Raw genomic sequence first — 18,140 nt, 5'->3', positions numbered from 1 at the left:
AAAAAGTAAAAGAAGTTACCACACCAAATAGTTCGTTTAAAGGCTTCGGAAAGTTGCATATCATAGATGGTTCTTGGTAGTGTTGCAGTTGTGAAACCAGTGGGAGAAAAACGTTCAAAAACCGTAAAGTATAAAAACCGATAAAACTTAAAAATTTTGGATAACGAGTGGCTTAAATACTGCCCCTTCAACTTTTTTTCTCATTTCTCATAAAGTTTGATGTGAAATTTATACATATTTTCTATATTTTTAAATCAAAGTGAATCTGGATTAATATTCTTCATCAATTGTGGATATATTTGCAAGGCCAATGAACCAATGTCCGATAGCTTTTGATAAACCTTCCATTTGGGCAATATAGACGAACGTATGTCCGCCAGAATGGTGATTATAGAAAAAGTGACTCATCAATGGAGTCACTTTTTTTAAAAGATATGAAAGTATGGTCTAGCAGTGAAGATTTGAAAGTTTATTCTATAAGAAAAGACGCTCCGCGTTTTTCTTATATTAATATGTTTTAATGACGTTATAGAATGTATCACGCTCAACAGGTGTTTTTCCTGCTGTTTTGATAAGGTGAATTAATTCATCTCTCGTAATTCCTTGAGTTGTTAATGCCCCAACAGAGTGAGAGATTCGTTCTTCAATTAAAGTTCCATGAATATCACTTGAACCAAAAGTAAGCGCCATTTGTGTCAGTTGAACACCGATGTTAATCCAATATGCTTTAATGTGGTCGAAGTTATCAAGCATTAAACGACTGATCGCTAATGTTCTCATGTCGTCATAAGCTGTTGTACGGCGTTTCCAGCCGGCATTAATGCTTCTCGGTTGCATCGCAAGTGGGATAAATACCATAAACCCGTTTGTCCGATCTTGCAATTGGCGAAGTCTGTCCATATGGATTAAACGTTCTTCTAAAGTTTCAATTGAGCCATATAGCATTGTAGCATGCGTTCGTAAGCCTAGTCCATGAGCAATTTCATGTGCTTCTAACCATTGGTCTGTTGATGCTTTATCAGGACTCATTTTCAGGCGATATCGTTCTGTTAAAATTTCTGCACCGCCACCAGGCATCGTATCTAAGCCTGCTTTAATAAGTTCCTCAAGCACTTCTTTCATAGAAAGCCCAGAAATACGAGCAAAAAACTCAATTTCAGCACCAGTATATGCTTTTATCGTACATGTAGGATAATGCTTTTTTAAAGTGCGAATGGTATTTAAATAATAGTCAAATGGAACTTCATGATTATGTCCACCTACAATGTGAAATTCACGAATGTTTTCACTCCAGCGTTCTTCAACATAAGCAAGGAGCTGTTCTTCGTTCATCGTGTAAGCTCCATCTTCACCAGGCTTTCGTTTAAATCCGCAAAATCCACAATTCGCTTCACATACATTTGTAGGGTTAATGTACATATTTTGAATAAAATAAACATGATCTTGGTTTTTCTTCGTGTTAACTTGGTTAGCTAGTTGGGCCACTGCCAATAAATCAGCGTTATTATACAAATAAAGACCATCTTCAATGGAAAGCCGTTCACTATGGTTAATTTTCTCTGTTATTGCATTCATCCTTTGGTCAAGAATTAAAGATGACATGATTTTCCTCCCTTGTAAAAAAAATATATGTTTTCGTTTACTTTTTCATAAATAATATTCCATTTTTAAAGGAAATATGGTAAAATCCTTGACAAACAAGTAGTTTTTCTTTAAGGGAAAAATCACTTCTCTATTTCCTTTATTTATATTTACAAAAGATTATTACATTCTTCTACTATACTATCAATTGTTACAAATAAATGAAAGAGAGAAGTTCCGATTACCAAAAAAGGTTTAAATATGGTAGAGTATTGGGTATATTAGAATTTATAAACACTTATATTAGTTAAGGGGTGATAATAGTGGTCAACCGTTCATACTGTGAAGATTGTTTAAAGCAAATTGAGCAATTAAGAGAAAAAATGATTGAAACAGCACTAGTAAATGGCATGAATCACCCACTTGTATTAAAATACAGTCAAGAATTAGACAAAAAACATAATGATATGTTACCCAAAAAAGTAGCTAGCCAATAAGGACGATGACGTATAAATTGGGTAGCTTATTTTCTTGAGATATTTTTTTTGAACCAGTACAATAATAATATAAACAATGCAATTACACAAAGAAAGGAGAATGTGTAATGATAACAATCACAGAAGCGGCTGCCGAGCGAATTAAAGTGATGATGGCTGAAGAAGAAGACGATGTCATGCTTCGTGTTGGTGTTAAAGGCGGAGGCTGTAGTGGTCTTTCGTATGGGATGGGGTTTGATGCAGAAGCCAATGATGATGACAAACAGTTTTCGATACATGGGTTAAATGTTGTTGTTGATACTGAAAGTGCTCCAATATTAAACGGCGTTGTCATTGATTATAAGGAAAACATGATGGGTGGAGGATTTACAATCGACAATCCAAATGCAATTGCCTCATGTGGATGTGGAACATCATTCCGAACGGCCACGAATGCGGGCACACCTGAAGACTGCTAATTATAAAGGCAAGTGGGAATAGTCCTACTTGTCTTTTGTATATTTTTAAATTTATCTCATATCTGGAAATGAATAAAACAAAAAAGCTGCCGAAATTTTCGACAGCTTAGTAAACAAGTGGGACATGTCCCACTTGTTTTTTTAAAACATACTTGAACTATGCCCTGGTTGGAGTTTTGCATCAGGATCCATATACGATTTCGCATTGTTCACCGCTGTTGGTGCTTCACCAAAACCAGTTGCAATCAATTTTACTTTTCCTTCGTAAGTGGCTACATCACCAGCTGCATAAATGCCTGGGATATTTGTTTCCATTTTTGAATTAACAATAATGGAGTTCCGTTGGATATCAAGTCCCCATTCTTTAATTGGACCTAACGAAGAAACGAAACCAAAGTTAACGATAACAGCGTCAACATCTAATGTTTCTTCTTTATCACCTTTAATTTCTTCAAGAACGACTTTATTAATTTTTTCACCATCACCAATTAATTCTTTGATCGCGTAAGGAGTTTGAACATTTACCTTTGATTGGTGCAATAACTCAACACTATGTTCATGCGCTCTAAATTTATCACGTCGGTGAATAAGGGTCACTTTCTCTGCAATTGGCTCTAACATTAAAGACCAGTCTAAAGCAGAATCACCACCGCCACAAACTAACACTTTTTGACCGGCAAATACACTTAAATCGCTAACAAAGTAATGAAGGTTTTTTCCTTCATATTGACTAGCGCCATCAACTTCTAAACGGCGTGGTTGGAAAGCGCCAGCACCAGCTGTAATAATAACAGATTTGGAATAATGGACTTCCTTGTCTGTTTTTAATTCAAAAACGTTATCGTCACGCTTTTCAACTTTTTGCACGGATTGCTCTAGCACGATCGTTGGATTAAATTTATCCATTTGTTCCTTTAAGTTATCGACTAGTTCTTGTGCTCGAATTTTAGGAAAGCCTGCTACGTCATATATGTATTTCTCTGGATATAAAGCAGAAAGCTGACCGCCAAGCTGTGGCATGCTTTCAATGATTTTTACTTTTGCTTGTCTCATGCCACCGTAAAAGGCGGTAAATAATCCTGTTGGACCGCCACCAATAATCGTAATATCATACACATTTTGTTCAGTCATTTTTGCACCTCCGACAAAGTTCTGATAATCCTCTTCTATTATAGTCGTAAAGCATTGGAAATGAAAGCAGTATCAACCAATGATTTTTCTTGTTTTGCATCATAAGATTCCTTACATTCCAATTTATTTTTCGGATAATCGTCCGTATTTAGAGAAAATTAATGTTAAAAGTATTGAAAAAAAAATGTAAAAAGACTAATATAATAAAAGCGGATTGTGAATATTTTGCGACATTGTTTCATTTTTATTATCATAGGCACTAATTTATTCAAGTACGTGAAATAAATCACAAACTAATTGTGAACAAATTTGTCAAATTATCTCACAAAGAAAATATTAAAAGATGGAAGTGATTCGATTGAATAAGCCTAGAATTGTCATTTTAGGAGCGGGTTATGCAGGATTAATTACAGCAGCAAAACTTAAAAAAGAGCTTGGTTACAACGAAGCAGAAATTACACTTGTAAACAAACATGATTACCATTATCAAACAACATGGTTACACGAACCAGCAGCTGGAACAATGGATCCGGAAAAAGCACGTGTCGAAATTAAAAGCGTACTCGACACAAACCGTGTTCAATTTATTAAAGACGTTGTTGTAGAAGTGAAAACGGAAGACAAAAAGGTCGTATTAAACAATGGAGAACTTGAGTATGATTATTTAGTTGTGGCTTTAGGGTCTGAGCCAGAAACTTTCGGAGTTCCAGGTGTATTCGAACATGCATTTAGTAAATGGACAGTGAATGGCGCTCGTCAAGTTCGAACTCATATTGATTATATGTTCTCTAAATATAATAGTGAAGATGAAAAACGCGATGAGTTATTAACATTTGTTGTAGCTGGTGCAGGATTTACAGGTATTGAATTTATTGGTGAATTAAGTGAACGTGTTCCAGACCTATGTGCAAAATATGATGTGCCAAAAGAAAAAGTAAAAATGTATGTCATTGAAGCAGCACCATCAGCATTGCCAGGATTCGATCCAGAGCTAGTTGAGTATGCGATGAATTTACTTGAAAGTCGTGGGGTTGAATTTAAAATTAGCTGTCCCATTAAAGAAGTGGTTAAAGGTGGAGTCGTTCTCGCAACAGGCGATGAAATTAAAGCAGAGACAGTTGTTTGGGCAACAGGAGTTCGTGGTAGTTCGATTATTGAAAAATCAGGGTTTGAAGCAATGCGTGGACGTGTGAAAGTAGAACCTGATTTACGTGCACCTGGACATGATGATGTATTTATTATTGGTGACTGTGCGTTAATTATCAATGAAGAAATTAACAGACCATATCCTCCTACAGCACAAATTGCCCTTCAACAAGGGGAAGTATGTGCTTATAATTTAAAAGCTTTAATTAAAGGGGAAGAAACGAAAACATTCAAACCTGAAATTAAAGGAACAGTTGCGTCTCTTGGTGGAAGTGAAGCGATTGGCCTTGTATTCGGGAAAAAGCTTTATGGTACGAGCGCAAGCTTTATGAAAAAAATGATTGATAACCGTTCATTGTATATCATTGGTGGACCTGGTCTTGTCTTGAAAAAAGGAAAAAGCCCACTATAATATGAAAAAGAACCGAGAGAATTGCCTCTCGGTTCTTTTTTTCTTAAAAGATAAGAAAGATAAAAATTTTGGTGTAGCAGTGAAGCTTTGAAAGCTTTTTCAAGAAGAGCGAAGGCTCCGCACTTCGCTTGAAAGAAAAGACGCTCTCGCGTTTTTCTTAACTAGAAAGTTTTTCTTTTCAAAAACGTAAATCCTTGGTATATTATCAGAAAGTTCAGATAAAAGGAGTGGTAGGATAAAATGATATACCGAAGATTAGAAATTCGAAAAGGACAGTGTCCATATTGTTTTGGGGTTGGTTATTATCATTTAGTTGTTGGCGGGACAGAAACATGCTTATCTTGTCTCGGTAGCGGCAAAAGCAATGTGAAGTAAGACACCCATCCTTCGTAGTTTTCACAAAACGTTCACGAACATTGTCTTATTCTTACACCTCATTGTTGACGCTTCCGCTAGGATTGAGTAAACTATTCAATGATACGGGGGTGGAGCAACCATGATGAGTTTGCCACAGTTAATTATATCAATTATGCTGTTTTTAATATTATTTTTTGGAATCGGCTTTTTATTAAACATGATTTTAAGGGCTACTTGGGTTATGGCCATTGTTTATCCAATCATCGTCATTTTAATTGTTGATAATGTTAGGTTTTTTGAATATTTCACAGCCCCAATTTCTTCTTTCCAAGCGTTAGGGCATGATTTAGTAGCGTTACAACTTGTTGATTTAGTTGTATTAACAAGTGGATTGATTGGAGCTATTTTATCAGGGATTGTTATTAAAATGTTAAGAAATCGTGGGTACCAAATGTTTTAACAAGACGAGAGACTCGGTCTCGAAAAAGTGTTACGGACATGTTATCCGCTATTTCGTCATAAACGCCTTTTTTAAGTATCGTTACGGTCATCAGTTCCGTTACTTCAACTAAAATGCGGTGAAAGTAACGTGTTTTCTAAAGATAACGGAACAGATGTCCGATAGAGTGTGAAAACTATAATGATTTAATCAAATAGCGGAATGGATGTCTGTTAGCAACAAAGAACACTACTAATTTTCAGTAGTGTTTTTTTAATTTTTAAATAAACAGAAAATTTTAACTCCTCTTTATGAATAATCTTTGCCATTTTTGGACAGGATTATTTCTGTGAGAGGAGTGAAGAAAATGGAAATCGCGAAAAAACTATTTCGCAGAATATTAATGACAGGATTATTTTTTGTCGCATTGTTTACTACTTTTTCAACGTTATCAGGAGTGAGTGCTGCTGAATTATCAAAATGGATGCCAAATGAACAACATAATTTAATGAGACCAATTGAACCGTCAACTGTTGAACATATTGAAAAAAAAGAGGTGAGTATGCATCGGAAAGAACTTTCATTTGCTGAAAGCCAAGAAACATCGATTTCTCATGAAGTGGTCGAATCCGAACCAGTTTCGTTAGATGAGGCGATAGATTGGAGTCAGTATCCATCTAGTACTGTGGTCGCTACCGGATACACAGCTGGCATTGAGTCGACTGGGAAAACACCTGACCACCCGGCATATGGGATTACATTTTCTGGTGTGAAAGTAAAACGTGATTTATACTCTACAATTGCGGCTGATATTACAAAATATCCGATCGGATCAATACTGTATATTCCTGGATATGGGTATGGTGTAGTGGCGGATACTGGGTCTGCAATTAAAGGTAATAAAATTGATTTGTATTATGAAACTGTAGCGGACGTTTTTGAGAATTGGGGTAAACGTGAAGTGGAAGTATACTTAGTGAAAAAGGGCAATGGAAGTTTAACAGAAGAGGATTTAGTCAAATTAAATGAAAATGAAGCTGTTCAAGTCTTTCGTGAACAAATGTCGTTTTAATAAAAAATATGCATGAATTTTCTAAGTCACTGAAAAATTTATTTTCAGTGACTTAGATATTATTCAAGCGTGTTTTTGTGTAATAACGGATCAGTTCCATCAAACGGAGGAAATCTATTTGGGTGTAGAATAGCTGCGACTTTCTTTAATCCAATTAGTAAGCGTGGAGATGGTCTGCAAAAAAACGGTTCTTCTAATATGTAAATGTTTTTCTTTTCGATTGCTTGAAGTGTCATCCATTTCGGTCGTTTGTAAACAACATCTAGATTTACCTTATTCGTTTGCACACCAACCCAAACGAGACAAATATGCTCGGGGTTTCGTTTGTACACGTCGTCCCAGTTTGTTTGTACGCTGGCGATATTTTCGCTTTCAAAAATATTCACGCCACCGGCTAATTGACTAATTTCAGTAAGCCAGTTTTGTTTTCCTGGTGTAAAAACAGGCTTTGGCCACCATTCCCAATATACAGTCGTTTTTTTTACGTCTTTAGCAAGGGTTTTATAGTCAAGAATGATTTGTTTAAAGCGTTTGAAGAGTTGTTGAGCGCGAAGCTCACACTTTGTGTACTGACCGACAAGGAGTAAATCGTCCGCAATTTCATCTAATGTGTTTGGGTTTAATACAAGGTGTGGAATGTTTCTTTTTTGTAATTCTTCAATATTTCGTTCCATTCCAGGTACACTTAACGATGCTAACACAAGGTCTGGCTCAAACGATTGTAACCGGTCCATGTCAATGTGAAGGTCAGGTCCGAGACGAGGAAGCTGATTCACTTCACTTGGCCAATCAGAATAATCATCGACAGCAACGAGCTTTTCTGTCAAGCCTAAATAACCTATTAACTCGGTGTTACTAGGGCAAATTGAAATAATCCTCAAATCAATCCCCCCCTGTTACGTTAGAATTGCGTAAATAGTTAAAGATAAAATAATCCCTAATAACCCACCAAAAAACACCTCAATTGGCTGATGTCCAAGTAATTCCTTTAGTTCTTCACGCTTTTCCATTTCTTCTTTTTTCGGCCATGTTTTTACTTCTTCCACTAACTTATTAAAATCACCGACAAGTTGATTTAATACTGTTGCATGATAACCAGCATGTCGACGAATGCCAGTCGCATCAAACATGACAATAATGCCAAAAATCGTGGATATTGCAAATAGGGGGGAGCCTAACCCTTCCTCTAATGCAATCGCGGTAGAAAGTGCCGTCACCGCTGCTGAATGTGAACTTGGCATTCCACCTGTACTTGTTAAGAGTGTCCAGTCTAACCTTCGAGTCGCTAAAAATGCGAGTGGTACTTTAATGAATTGTGCAAATCCGATTGAAAATAAAGCGGCCCATAGCGGGAAATTATCAAATAAATCCATAAGAATGATGCTCGTCCTTTCTTGGTAGAAGATAAAATGCGAAATAAAGTATACTTAGTTTATGCGATCTTCCATCTTGCATGCGTGAAAACCATTATGTATCCTTACCCGTTTTTTCATAAGAATAAAATTAAGATGGAATGATGAGTGTTTAAAGAAAATTCCTTTACTAAAAGGAGGAAAACTATGTGTGAACCACCATATCCAAGTGAATACTATGAGTTTTTTATCAAGTTTAATGAAGGCGATTATTATACATGCCATGATTTACTTGAAGAAATTTGGATGACTGAAAAAGACAATTATTTTTTAAAAGGATTATTACAAATGACTGTTGCTATCTATCATTATGAGTATGGAAATTTAAGAGGTGCCAGGCTTATGATGCAAGCAGCTCATCATTATATTCAGTCGTATCGGCCAAAATTCTGGGGAGTGGATCTTGAAGAAATTAATGACTTTATAAAAACGTGCTTGTCTATTATACCACAGGATGTCGAGCGTGTACCATTTGAAGATGTAGAACAATTACCGAAATTACCAAGTTTGGCTTTGTATCTTCATGAGGAAGAAGGAAGTTGAGGGATTACAATGTTTACTGTCAGTCAAAACAAAAAAAGTATTGAACATATTGAACATCATATCATCGGATTATATGAAACCCAACCGACCTCATTGTCTTTTTTGGAACAATGGAGTGAAAACGAAGGATTCAAACGATTAATAAAAAAGAAGCAAATTCCATCAACATACGGTGCAATGACTTCGGTTCTGTCAGAAGAAGGAAGAATGTATTATTTTATTGGGTTAGGAAAGAAGAAAAATGAACAGACGATTCCAAGCATACGAACAGTGATTTCTACTTTTTTTAAAGACCATCATAACTTAATGTATTGTGATTTTGTGATTTATTTGGATACGTTTCTTCTTTGTGAAAATGAAGTGTCTCAACTGGCTGAAGTCATTGTGACTTCTCGGTTTAAAATACATGATTATAAAGAAAAGACGAATAAAGTGGACAAAAATCTTAGCCATATTTACATTTTGACGGATTTAAATAAAAGTGAAATGGCAAAACAGTTGAAACGAGGAGAAGCTATCGGTGTCGGCGTTAATGAAGCAAGGCATTTTATGAACATTCCTGCTTCATTACATCGTGTCAGTGACATAATTCATAAAGTCGAGGTTTGGAAGAAACAGTCCGAGTTTGAAGTCGATGTGCTAAATCAAACGGATATCGAGGAGCTTGGGATGGGAGGACTTGTATCTGTTGCTAATAACTCGGGTCAATTGCTGTGTATTTCATATACTGGCTGTGAGCATCCATCACCTCATATTGGTCTTATTGGTTGTGGAGTAATCGAATTAGGACAGCCTTTACGTAAAGTGGGAGCTGCCATATGTATAGCGGTGTTATGCATTCTTTCAACCTTGAAACCTAAAGTAAATGTTTCTTTAATCATGCCGGTATTATCAGAAACGAAGAGTTTAATTGAAGGAGAGATTGTCTGTTCTTATCAAGGAAAAACAATTGAAATTACAAATAAAGATGAAAAAGAAAAGTTACTTTTAGCAGATGCGATTACGTTTGCGAAGTTGAAAGGGGCTGCTCAGGTTTGTTCGATAGGGAGTGGTCAGGATGAGATAGGGGAAATGTTAGGTGATGAGATTATACCTATGTTTGTAAATGATCAAAATTTGCAAAAACGACTGGAACAAAGTGCTGAAAACGCAGGTGAAACATTATGGGCATTGCCAAATTATAAACCGTATCGAAAACTCCTGAAAACAAGTCATCTTGCAGATGTAACAAACGGAAATGGTGCGAAAGCAATTTCATTAACGACAGGCTTATTTTTACAAGAGTTTGCGGAACAAACGCCGTGGGTACATTTTAACCTAGAAGCGACAGGGTGGCGTAAAGCTGGTGGAAGCGATAGTGAAGAACAAGGTGGAACAGGAAAGCTAGTTCGTACATTAGCGGCAACAATTTTGTCAATGACACAAAACGAATGATAAAGAACGATTTTAAGGATGAACAAGATGGCTTCAAGGCACTTGTTCATCCTTTTTTGGAGGATATGGAAAAATACATTAGAACAGAGGAGGATATGGCAATATTCGTAATGTTAATTTCTTTCAGCCTGTCATATTCTGAGATATACGCTCATACGCTTGTATAAGGAGTTTGTAATCTTTACCTAATTTCAGTACCATATTTAGTAAGTAGTGTTTAAAAGGCACCATATTTCACGTCAAAACTACCAAGAAGGAGGCTTAGTCATTGAATGTTATCCATACGCTGGACCGTTACCTTATGAAATTCGAAGAGATTATCTTAAGCTACTCCATCATCATCATTTCCATTATGGTTGTTGGAAATGTATTATCTCGTGCTATAACGGGTTCAAGCTGGCCGTTCGCATATGAAATTAGTGAATTTTCAGTAGTGCTAGCTACATTTATGGGAATTAGTTATGCTGCAAGAAAAGGTCGACATATTAGTATGTCTGCATTTTTCGATATGGCTCCATTCCGTATTCGAAAGGCGATGGCTATTTTCATACCTTTTGTTACGGCCATTATTCTTTTTGTATTAGCCTATTATGCATACGGATATTTGGACAATGTACGTGGCTCAGGAAGAACAACAGCTGCACTACAAGTACCGGTGTATTTATTTTTATTATTCGTACCAATCGGGCTAGTACTAGGTGGGATTCAATATTTACGTAATATGTGGATAAATATAAAAGAAAAAGATGTCTATTTAGCCACAGAGAAAAAAGATTACTCGTAATCTAGTGAAATGAAAACTAAAGTATAGAGAGGAATAGCTTATGATTGCGACATTATTAATTCTTATGATCGTATTGCTTTTGCTAGGCTTCCCAATGATGATTCCTCTAATCGCTGCACCACTCATCGTTGTCATCATATTCTTCCCAAATGTTGACCCAATCTTTATGGTTCAACAAATGCTCCAGGGGATTTCACCCTATGTGCTATTAGCGGTTCCGCTGTTTATCTTTGCGGCTGATATTATGGCTACTGGAAAAACATCGAAACGGCTACTAGATTTTGTAGGTTCTTTCGTGGGACATATGCGTGGGGGCTACGCGATTACTACCGCAGCTACTTGTACGTTGTTTGGAGCAATTTCAGGTTCAACACAAGCGACAGTTGTCGCTGTTGGGAAACCGATGCGTGAGCGAATGTTAAAGGTCGGGTATAAAGATTCAAGTGCAATCGCCTTAATCATCAATGCGAGTGATGTAGCATTGCTTATACCACCGAGTATAGGAATGATTATTTACGCACTTGCTGCACCAGGTGCATCTGTTAGTGAATTGTTTATGGCAGGCATTGGACCAGGTATATTAGTATTCCTAATGTTTGCAATATTCAGTTGGTTTTATGCAAAAGTAAAAAACATTCCACTTGCTGATAGAGTCGGTTGGAAAGATAGAGCAACGTTTTTGAGAAAAGCCCTACTTCCATTAGGGTTTCCGGTTATTATTGTTGGGGGTATCTTTTATGGAATCTTTAGTCCGACAGAAGCAGCCGGTATATCTGTATTATATGCCATTATATTAGAAGTGTTTATCTATCGTTCTATTAAAATAACCGAGTTACCAAAAATTGCGTTGTCAACTGGATTAGTAACTTCGGCTGTATTTATTTTAGTTGCTGGTGGCCAGGCGTTTTCGTGGGTTATTTCTTATGCGAGAATCCCTCAAACTGTTGCTGAAGCCGTACTATCCTTTGATCCTACAGCAACTCAAATCTTATTTATCGTAGCCATATTTTTCTTTATTGGTTGTATGTTTGTTGATCCGATTGTTGTTATATTAATTTTGACACCGATTTTTTACCCAGTAGCGATGCAAGCTGGTATTGACCCCATTCATTTAGGGGTAGTAATCACGTTCCAAGCTGCACTAGGTTCTGCTACACCACCATTCGGGGTTGATATATTTACCGCAAGTGCGGTGTTTAATAAGTCTTATCTTGATGTTATTAGAGGAACACCACCGTATATTGTTATTTTAGTTGTTTGTGCAATATTGGTGATATTATTTGAAGAAATTTCACTTTTCTATCGTTTCTTTACTGGATAAAAGGTGGATTTCATATAAAAAATTGTACAATGGGGGTATTTGATGTTTTTCAAAAACAAAACGTTTTTAATGTTCATGTTAATCGCCGCTTTTAGTATGATCCTAATGGCTTGTGGAAGTGGTGAGCAAACGGATGGTTCCGTTGACGGAGAAACTCCGGAAGAAAGTGGCTCACAGGATGATAGTAGTGGTGGAGATGATGCTGTTTCAGATGAAACATATCACTGGAGATTTGTGACTGAAGAAATGGAAGGGCAAGTTCAATATGAATATGCCAAAGAGTTTGCTGAGTTAATTAATGAGAAGTCAGATGGAAGAATTACGATGGACCCGTATGAGTTTGGTGGGTTAGGAAGTGAAGTTGACCAAGTGGAGCAGCTTCAAAATGGTTTAGTTGAATTTGCGATTGTTTCACCAGGCTTTACAGGAACAATGGTAACAGAAGGTCAAATTTTTGCTCTTCAATTTTTGTTTACAGATGATTTAGAGTTAAACCAGGAAATTTTAAATACTAGTGAAGCATTAAACACTCATTTAGCTAGTATTTATGAAGGACATAACATTAAACCTTTAGCATTTTGGCATGAAGGTGCAATGCAGTGGACTGGGAATCGTGAGCTTCGCACGCCAGCTGATTTTAATGGTTTTAAAATGAGAACACAAGAATCACCGTTAATTATGGAATCGTATCGTGCTTACGGTGCAGACCCAACGCCAATGAGCTGGGGTGAGCTTTATACATCATTAGAGCGTGGCGTAGTTGATGGACAAGAAAACCCAATTTTCTTTATTGAAGATGCTTCTTTCCATGAAGTACAAGATCATATGACGATTTCTCGTCACAATATTTATGTAGCGATGACAACAGTAAATCCTGATTTCTATAACGGATTACCAGAAGACATTCGTGCAATTGTTGACGAAACAGTAGAAGAAATGCAAGTTCGTGCATATGAATTACAAAAAGAACAAAACGAAGCTTTGCTTGATAACATCATTAACAATGATACACATCCAACAGAAGTAATTGAATTAACAGAAGCAGAACGCGATGAGTTCAGAGCACTTGCTATGGACGTTCACCAATATTTCTTAGATGATATCGTTGGCGAAGAAGGAAAAATGATTTACGACATGCTAAAAGAAGAAATCGAAGCCGCAGAATAATAGAAAAACCTAAAAGGTCGTACTTAGACCTTTTAGGTTTTTTTCCATTGAGGAGCGTAGCCGTTGCCTGTTCTTATGTCCCATTCAGTAGGTTTCTGAATGGGACAAGCAACGAGAGGAGCGACGAAGGTCGTACTTAGACCTTTTAGGTTTTTTTCCATTGAGGAGCGTAGCCGTTGCCTGTTCTTATGTCCCATTCAGTAGGTTTCTGAATGGGACAAGCAACGAGAGGAGCGACGAAGGTTTTATGAAGGAGTTTTGTCCAATAGAAAGGTACTATTGGACAAAAGCAGAGCAAAATCAAAGAGAAGTGTCTAATAGAAGAGCTCTATTGGACAAAACAAGAGCAAACTCAATAATAAGTGTCCAAAAGAACACTAATAAAGGACAATCACTTCTCTTTTTTTGCCATTGAGAGATGAAGGTCGCGTATTCTTTTTCATTCACTTCCCTAAAAGTTCAAAAAAGTCTCATATTTTGAAACTATTTTGCTCAGTCAAACGTCTAATATAGAGAGTAGGAATGCAAAATGGAGTGAAAACGATGAAACAAAAATTTGGAGTGCTGTATATTTGTTTTTTTATTTTAATTGCTGTGTTATCAGCTTGCCAAACTGGAAAAATTGATGAACAACAAGTGCTAAATCACTATTATGATGTGATTACAACGGCTCAAAAGTTGTTTGAGAATCATGTTTATAATGGAAGTGTGTATTACAATGAAAACATCCAAACGATAGAGGATGTCTATGCATTATTAGGTGGAAAAGTAACCGAAGATGGAATGGAACAACTCGTCGATCGGTTTTTTATTGAAGAAGAAGGGAAACTCGTTTATCGGGATAAATACCAAACATACATAGAAGAAGAAAGCCTGTATACAGCTACTCCAGAAAATCCAAGTCGCTATTATGAGTCTGTTCGACAAACAATTTTAAATCCTGGATTACAAATCGTTACTACACAGGACGTTTCAATTACAAGGGATGGCGAATATGTTGTACTCGAAGGAACAGACTTACCGATTTACTTTTATGAAGAAACGACGTTGTCGAAGGAACAATACAAACGATTCGGATATCCTCCTTCTGACAAGTTATCGATCTCTTTTATTTTTATAAAGCAAGGAGATAACTATTTGTTGGAAGAATACAAAGTGGAAGGATAAATTCTAATGTTTCTCTTTTTACAAGGGAAGTAATTGAATCAGTGTTCTTCCTCCATAGTCATGAATTTTTCAAGTAATATTGGATAAAGTGTCCATGTTTACTATATAATAAAAAGGGAAGTGTATTTGTAATATCGTTTTGTAAAGGAGCTAATATGAAGCAAATCCGTATTGTTACCGATTCAACAGTAGATATGCCGAAAGAAAAGATTAAGGAATACGATATCGAGGTTGTCCCTCTATCTGTCACAATTGATGGTGAATCTTATTTAGATGGAGTTGACATTACATCGAAGGAATTTATTGAAAGGTTACCTAATACGACTGATATACCGAAAACATCACAACCAGCAGTCGGTACGTTTGTCGAATTATACGATAAGCTTGATGCTGATGGCTATGATATTATCTCGATTCATATGACATCTGGAATGAGTGGGACGTATAGTTCAGCAAAAAGTGCTTCAGAATTAACAAAGGCAAATGTGACGGTAATTGACTCTCAATTTATTTCGCAAGCCCTAAGTTTCCAAGTTGAAGAAGCGGCAAAAATGGTACAACAAGGGAACTCAAAAGAGGAAATCGTCGAATACTTACATGAAGTGAGAAAAAATACATCCCTTTATATTATGGTCGATACGTTAGAGTATTTAACAAAAGGTGGCCGTATTGGAAGAGGAAAAGCGTTAATTGGCTCTTTATTAAAAATTAAACCTGTGGCTTCTTTAGCTGACGGTGTGTATACTCCCGTGAATAAAGTGAGAACACATTCTCAATTTATTAAGTATATAGTTCAGCAGTATGAAGAAGAAACAAAAGGAAAAGTAGTTGCTGGAATCGGGATTGCACATGCTGCAGCACGTGAACTAGCGGATAAAGTGCTAGATGCTTTACGTGAAGTAAATCCATGTGATAGAACGAATATTGTTGATACTACACCTGTCATTAGTACACATACAGGTCCTGGTGCCATTGCAGTCATGTATTATACAAAATAAAAGAATCCCCAAAGGCGAATCTTTGGGGATGTCTTTTATTTTACAGCGTCTTTTAATGCTTTTCCTGGTTTAAATGCAGGTGTTTTGCTAGCAGCAATGTCAATTTCCTCACCAGTTTGAGGGTTGCGTCCTTTTCGTGCGGCACGCTCACGTACTTCGAAATTTCCAAACCCGATTAACTGAATACTTTCACCTTTTGCTAGTGTTTCTGTAATTACTTCAAAAACTGAATTAACAGCTGTTGTTGCATCTTTTTTTGTCATTTCAGAATGTTCAGCAACGGCATTGACAAGTTCTGTTTTATTCATTGCTTAATCCCTCCCACGGAATCTATGATTTTAGTAAAGCCTAAGCTGATAACAGGTTGGGCGGATTTTTGTGATTTTATACATGAAATAGTATCTTTTTTTAAAATCATCTATTTTTAATGCCTATTACTAGATGAGAGAGGGAAAAACAAGTGTCAATATTTCGAAATGTGTAAAATTCTAAAGTATTATATAAATTTAATGCTAAAATTCGGGATTGTTTCTATAATAGTATAGGAAATAGAAAATATAGAGAGAAAATTAAGAAAATAAGGAGGCTTTACATGAAAGAGAAAAATAAAAGGGGATTTGTCGTTCAATCGTTGGACGTAGTAGAAAGAGTTGGGAATAAACTTCCACATCCGGTCACGTTATTTGCCATTTTCGCTCTTTTAGTTATTTTATTTTCAGCTTTATTATCTGGAATTTCAGTAGAACATCCAACAAATGAAGGCGAAATCCTTGAAGTTAACAATTTATTAAGTGCAGAAGGAATTAAGTATATTTTTACGAGTATGGTTGCTAACTTTACTGGGTTTGCTCCATTAGGAACAGTGTTAGTGACAATGCTAGGCATTGGGATTGCTGAGCGATCAGGTTTAATTAGTGCAGGACTTAGAGCACTAGTGACATCTGTGCCAAATCAACTCATTACAGCAGCATTAGTCTTTGGTGGAATTATGTCAAGTATGGCTGCTGATGCTGGTTATGTTGTGTTAACACCGCTTGGAGCCGTCTTGTTTGCGGGATTAGGACGTCATCCGCTAGCGGGTCTAGCAGCTGCTTTTGCTGGGGTTTCCGCTGGTTTTAGTGCAAACTTGTTATTAACATCTCTAGATCCTCTATTAGGGTCATTAACACAAGAAGCCGCTGCAGTCTATGACCCAGTTTATGCTGAAGGCATGAACTTTGCGATGAACTATTTCTTTATGATTGCCAGTGTGTTTGTTCTTACGATTGTTGGAACATTAGTGACAGAGAAAATCGTTGAGCCACGTTTAGGTAAATATGAAGGTGGCGTCACTGAATCTGTTGATGGTGTATCTGCAATTGAGAAAAAAGGATTATTAGGAGCTTTATTTGCATTTCTCGGAACGATTGCGATTTTATCGTTATTAATCGTCCCTGAGTGGGGCCCATTACGTGGTGAAGACGGAGCAATTATTCAATCACCGTTTTTCTCATCTCTTGTACCTGTCATCTTAATCTTATTTTTTGTTCCAGGTTTTGTGTATGGTCGCATTACAAAATCAATTAAAAACGATAAAGACGTGGCAGACCAATTGTCTGATACGATGGCAACGATGGGGGCATACATTGTCCTTGCATTTGCTGCAGGTCAATTCGTAGCGTATTTCACACATACAAATTTAGGGATTATTATGGCTGTATCAGGAGCTGAATTTTTAGAAAATACTGGATTCACCGGTATTCCTTTAATATTAACGTTTATTGTTGTTGCTGGGTTTATTAATTTATTTATTGGAAGTGCATCAGCAAAATGGGCGATTATGGCGCCTGTATTTGTACCGATGATGATGCAATTAGGCTATTCCCCTGAGCTTACTCAGTTGGCATATAGAATAGCGGACTCGACTACAAATGTTATTTCACCATTAATGCCTTACTTTGCAATTGTTATCGCTTTTGCTCAAAAGTATGATAAAAAGGTAGGGATTGGAACTTTAATTTCAACGATGATTCCATATTCTATTGCCTTTACAATTATTTGGGTGATTATGTTAGTAGCTTGGATGTGGCTTGGGATTGACCTTGGTCCAGGATCACCGATTTACATGCCAAAAAACTAATCAATATTTATGAACCTCCAATTTTTTGGAGGTTTTTTTCTTGTTCTCATAATAAAAAAGGGCGGAAATATATTTATTGCATTCACACAGTAGATATGTTAT

General features: G+C 36.6%; 20 protein-coding genes. 14 read left to right on the top strand and 6 right to left on the bottom strand.

The window, feature by feature from the left end:
• Positions 1 to 270: 270 nt before the first annotated feature.
• Both T323_RS28665 and mqnE read right to left on the bottom strand, forming a co-directional pair.
• Positions 271 to 408, bottom strand: coding sequence for a hypothetical protein (locus T323_RS28665; RefSeq protein WP_156942366.1), 138 nt, complete (start codon positions 406 to 408; stop codon positions 271 to 273).
• Positions 409 to 507: 99 nt separating this feature from the next.
• Positions 508 to 1,602, bottom strand: a complete 1,095-nt coding sequence (mqnE, locus tag T323_RS0102185; RefSeq protein WP_026671830.1) for an aminofutalosine synthase MqnE — start codon at positions 1,600 to 1,602, stop codon at positions 508 to 510.
• Between the two features lie 302 nt (positions 1,603 to 1,904).
• Here mqnE and T323_RS28245 point away from each other — a divergent pair, with 302 nt between their 5' ends.
• Positions 1,905 to 2,078: an aspartyl-phosphate phosphatase Spo0E family protein gene (locus T323_RS28245; protein WP_243529491.1), complete on the top strand. Its 174-nt coding sequence runs from the start codon at positions 1,905 to 1,907 to the stop codon at positions 2,076 to 2,078.
• A 107-nt stretch (positions 2,079 to 2,185) separates the two neighbouring features.
• Complete coding sequence (locus T323_RS0102175; RefSeq protein ID WP_026671829.1) at positions 2,186 to 2,536, top strand: HesB/IscA family protein; 351 nt, start codon at positions 2,186 to 2,188, stop codon at positions 2,534 to 2,536.
• Positions 2,537 to 2,677: 141 nt separating this feature from the next.
• Here the strand turns inward: T323_RS0102175 and T323_RS0102170 are convergent, their stop codons facing one another.
• On the bottom strand, positions 2,678 to 3,667 hold the full coding sequence (locus tag T323_RS0102170; protein WP_026671828.1) for an NAD(P)/FAD-dependent oxidoreductase: 990 nt from the start codon (positions 3,665 to 3,667) through the stop codon (positions 2,678 to 2,680).
• Positions 3,668 to 4,025: 358 nt separating this feature from the next.
• Between T323_RS0102170 and T323_RS0102165 the strand changes: the two genes are divergently transcribed.
• The 4 genes from T323_RS0102165 to spsC all read left to right on the top strand — a co-directional run bounded on the left by T323_RS0102165 (position 4,026) and on the right by spsC (position 7,093).
• Positions 4,026 to 5,225 carry an NAD(P)/FAD-dependent oxidoreductase gene (locus T323_RS0102165; RefSeq protein WP_026671827.1) on the top strand — a complete coding sequence of 400 codons (1,200 nt, stop codon included), beginning with the start codon at positions 4,026 to 4,028 and terminating at the stop codon, positions 5,223 to 5,225.
• Between the two features lie 240 nt (positions 5,226 to 5,465).
• Entirely contained in the window at positions 5,466 to 5,600 is a 135-nt protein-coding gene (locus tag T323_RS29090) for a YuiA family protein (RefSeq protein ID WP_169737863.1), read from the top strand.
• A gap of 124 nt (positions 5,601 to 5,724) precedes the next feature.
• Positions 5,725 to 6,042, top strand: coding sequence for a YuiB family protein (locus T323_RS0102160; protein WP_026671826.1), 318 nt, complete (start codon positions 5,725 to 5,727; stop codon positions 6,040 to 6,042).
• 346 nt (positions 6,043 to 6,388) lie between these two features.
• Complete coding sequence (gene spsC / locus T323_RS0102155) at positions 6,389 to 7,093, top strand: stationary phase survival protein SpsC (RefSeq protein ID WP_026671825.1); 705 nt, start codon at positions 6,389 to 6,391, stop codon at positions 7,091 to 7,093.
• 59 nt (positions 7,094 to 7,152) lie between these two features.
• On the opposite strand, the gene T323_RS0102150 is transcribed toward spsC, so the two are convergent.
• Both T323_RS0102150 and T323_RS0102145 read right to left on the bottom strand, forming a co-directional pair.
• Complete coding sequence (locus tag T323_RS0102150; RefSeq protein ID WP_026671824.1) at positions 7,153 to 7,974, bottom strand: cobalamin-binding protein; 822 nt, start codon at positions 7,972 to 7,974, stop codon at positions 7,153 to 7,155.
• A gap of 15 nt (positions 7,975 to 7,989) precedes the next feature.
• Positions 7,990 to 8,466: a divergent PAP2 family protein gene (locus T323_RS0102145; RefSeq protein WP_026671823.1), complete on the bottom strand. Its 477-nt coding sequence runs from the start codon at positions 8,464 to 8,466 to the stop codon at positions 7,990 to 7,992.
• A 186-nt stretch (positions 8,467 to 8,652) separates the two neighbouring features.
• Between T323_RS0102145 and T323_RS0102140 the strand changes: the two genes are divergently transcribed.
• The 7 genes from T323_RS0102140 to fakB all read left to right on the top strand — a co-directional run bounded on the left by T323_RS0102140 (position 8,653) and on the right by fakB (position 15,919).
• Positions 8,653 to 9,048, top strand: a complete 396-nt coding sequence (locus T323_RS0102140) for a DUF309 domain-containing protein (protein ID WP_026671822.1) — start codon at positions 8,653 to 8,655, stop codon at positions 9,046 to 9,048.
• 9 nt (positions 9,049 to 9,057) lie between these two features.
• Complete coding sequence (locus T323_RS0102135; protein WP_026671821.1) at positions 9,058 to 10,482, top strand: hypothetical protein; 1,425 nt, start codon at positions 9,058 to 9,060, stop codon at positions 10,480 to 10,482.
• A gap of 268 nt (positions 10,483 to 10,750) precedes the next feature.
• A complete protein-coding gene (locus tag T323_RS0102125; protein WP_026671820.1) occupies positions 10,751 to 11,266 on the top strand; it encodes a TRAP transporter small permease in 516 nt (171 codons plus the stop codon).
• Between the two features lie 40 nt (positions 11,267 to 11,306).
• Positions 11,307 to 12,587, top strand: coding sequence for a TRAP transporter large permease (locus tag T323_RS0102120; protein WP_026671819.1), 1,281 nt, complete (start codon positions 11,307 to 11,309; stop codon positions 12,585 to 12,587).
• A 42-nt stretch (positions 12,588 to 12,629) separates the two neighbouring features.
• Positions 12,630 to 13,754: a DctP family TRAP transporter solute-binding subunit gene (locus T323_RS0102115; protein ID WP_026671818.1), complete on the top strand. Its 1,125-nt coding sequence runs from the start codon at positions 12,630 to 12,632 to the stop codon at positions 13,752 to 13,754.
• A gap of 543 nt (positions 13,755 to 14,297) precedes the next feature.
• A complete protein-coding gene (locus tag T323_RS0102110; protein WP_156942365.1) occupies positions 14,298 to 14,921 on the top strand; it encodes a hypothetical protein in 624 nt (207 codons plus the stop codon).
• A 155-nt stretch (positions 14,922 to 15,076) separates the two neighbouring features.
• Positions 15,077 to 15,919: a DegV family protein gene (gene fakB / locus T323_RS0102105; protein ID WP_026671816.1), complete on the top strand. Its 843-nt coding sequence runs from the start codon at positions 15,077 to 15,079 to the stop codon at positions 15,917 to 15,919.
• A 35-nt stretch (positions 15,920 to 15,954) separates the two neighbouring features.
• Here fakB and hbs read toward each other — a convergent pair whose 3' ends face one another.
• Positions 15,955 to 16,227, bottom strand: coding sequence for a non-specific DNA-binding protein Hbs (gene hbs / locus T323_RS0102100; RefSeq protein WP_026671815.1), 273 nt, complete (start codon positions 16,225 to 16,227; stop codon positions 15,955 to 15,957).
• Positions 16,228 to 16,511: 284 nt separating this feature from the next.
• Here hbs and T323_RS0102095 point away from each other — a divergent pair, with 284 nt between their 5' ends.
• Complete coding sequence (locus tag T323_RS0102095; RefSeq protein WP_026671814.1) at positions 16,512 to 18,038, top strand: AbgT family transporter; 1,527 nt, start codon at positions 16,512 to 16,514, stop codon at positions 18,036 to 18,038.
• Positions 18,039 to 18,140: the final 102 nt, after the last annotated feature.

This window comes from Alkalihalobacillus bogoriensis ATCC BAA-922, from assembly GCF_000621445.1.
GTDB classification, from domain to species: Bacteria; Bacillota; Bacilli; order Bacillales; family Bacillaceae_F; genus Bacillus_AO; species Bacillus_AO bogoriense.
Note: the sequence above shows the minus strand (reverse complement) of the source record. Positions and strands in the feature narration are given on the sequence as shown.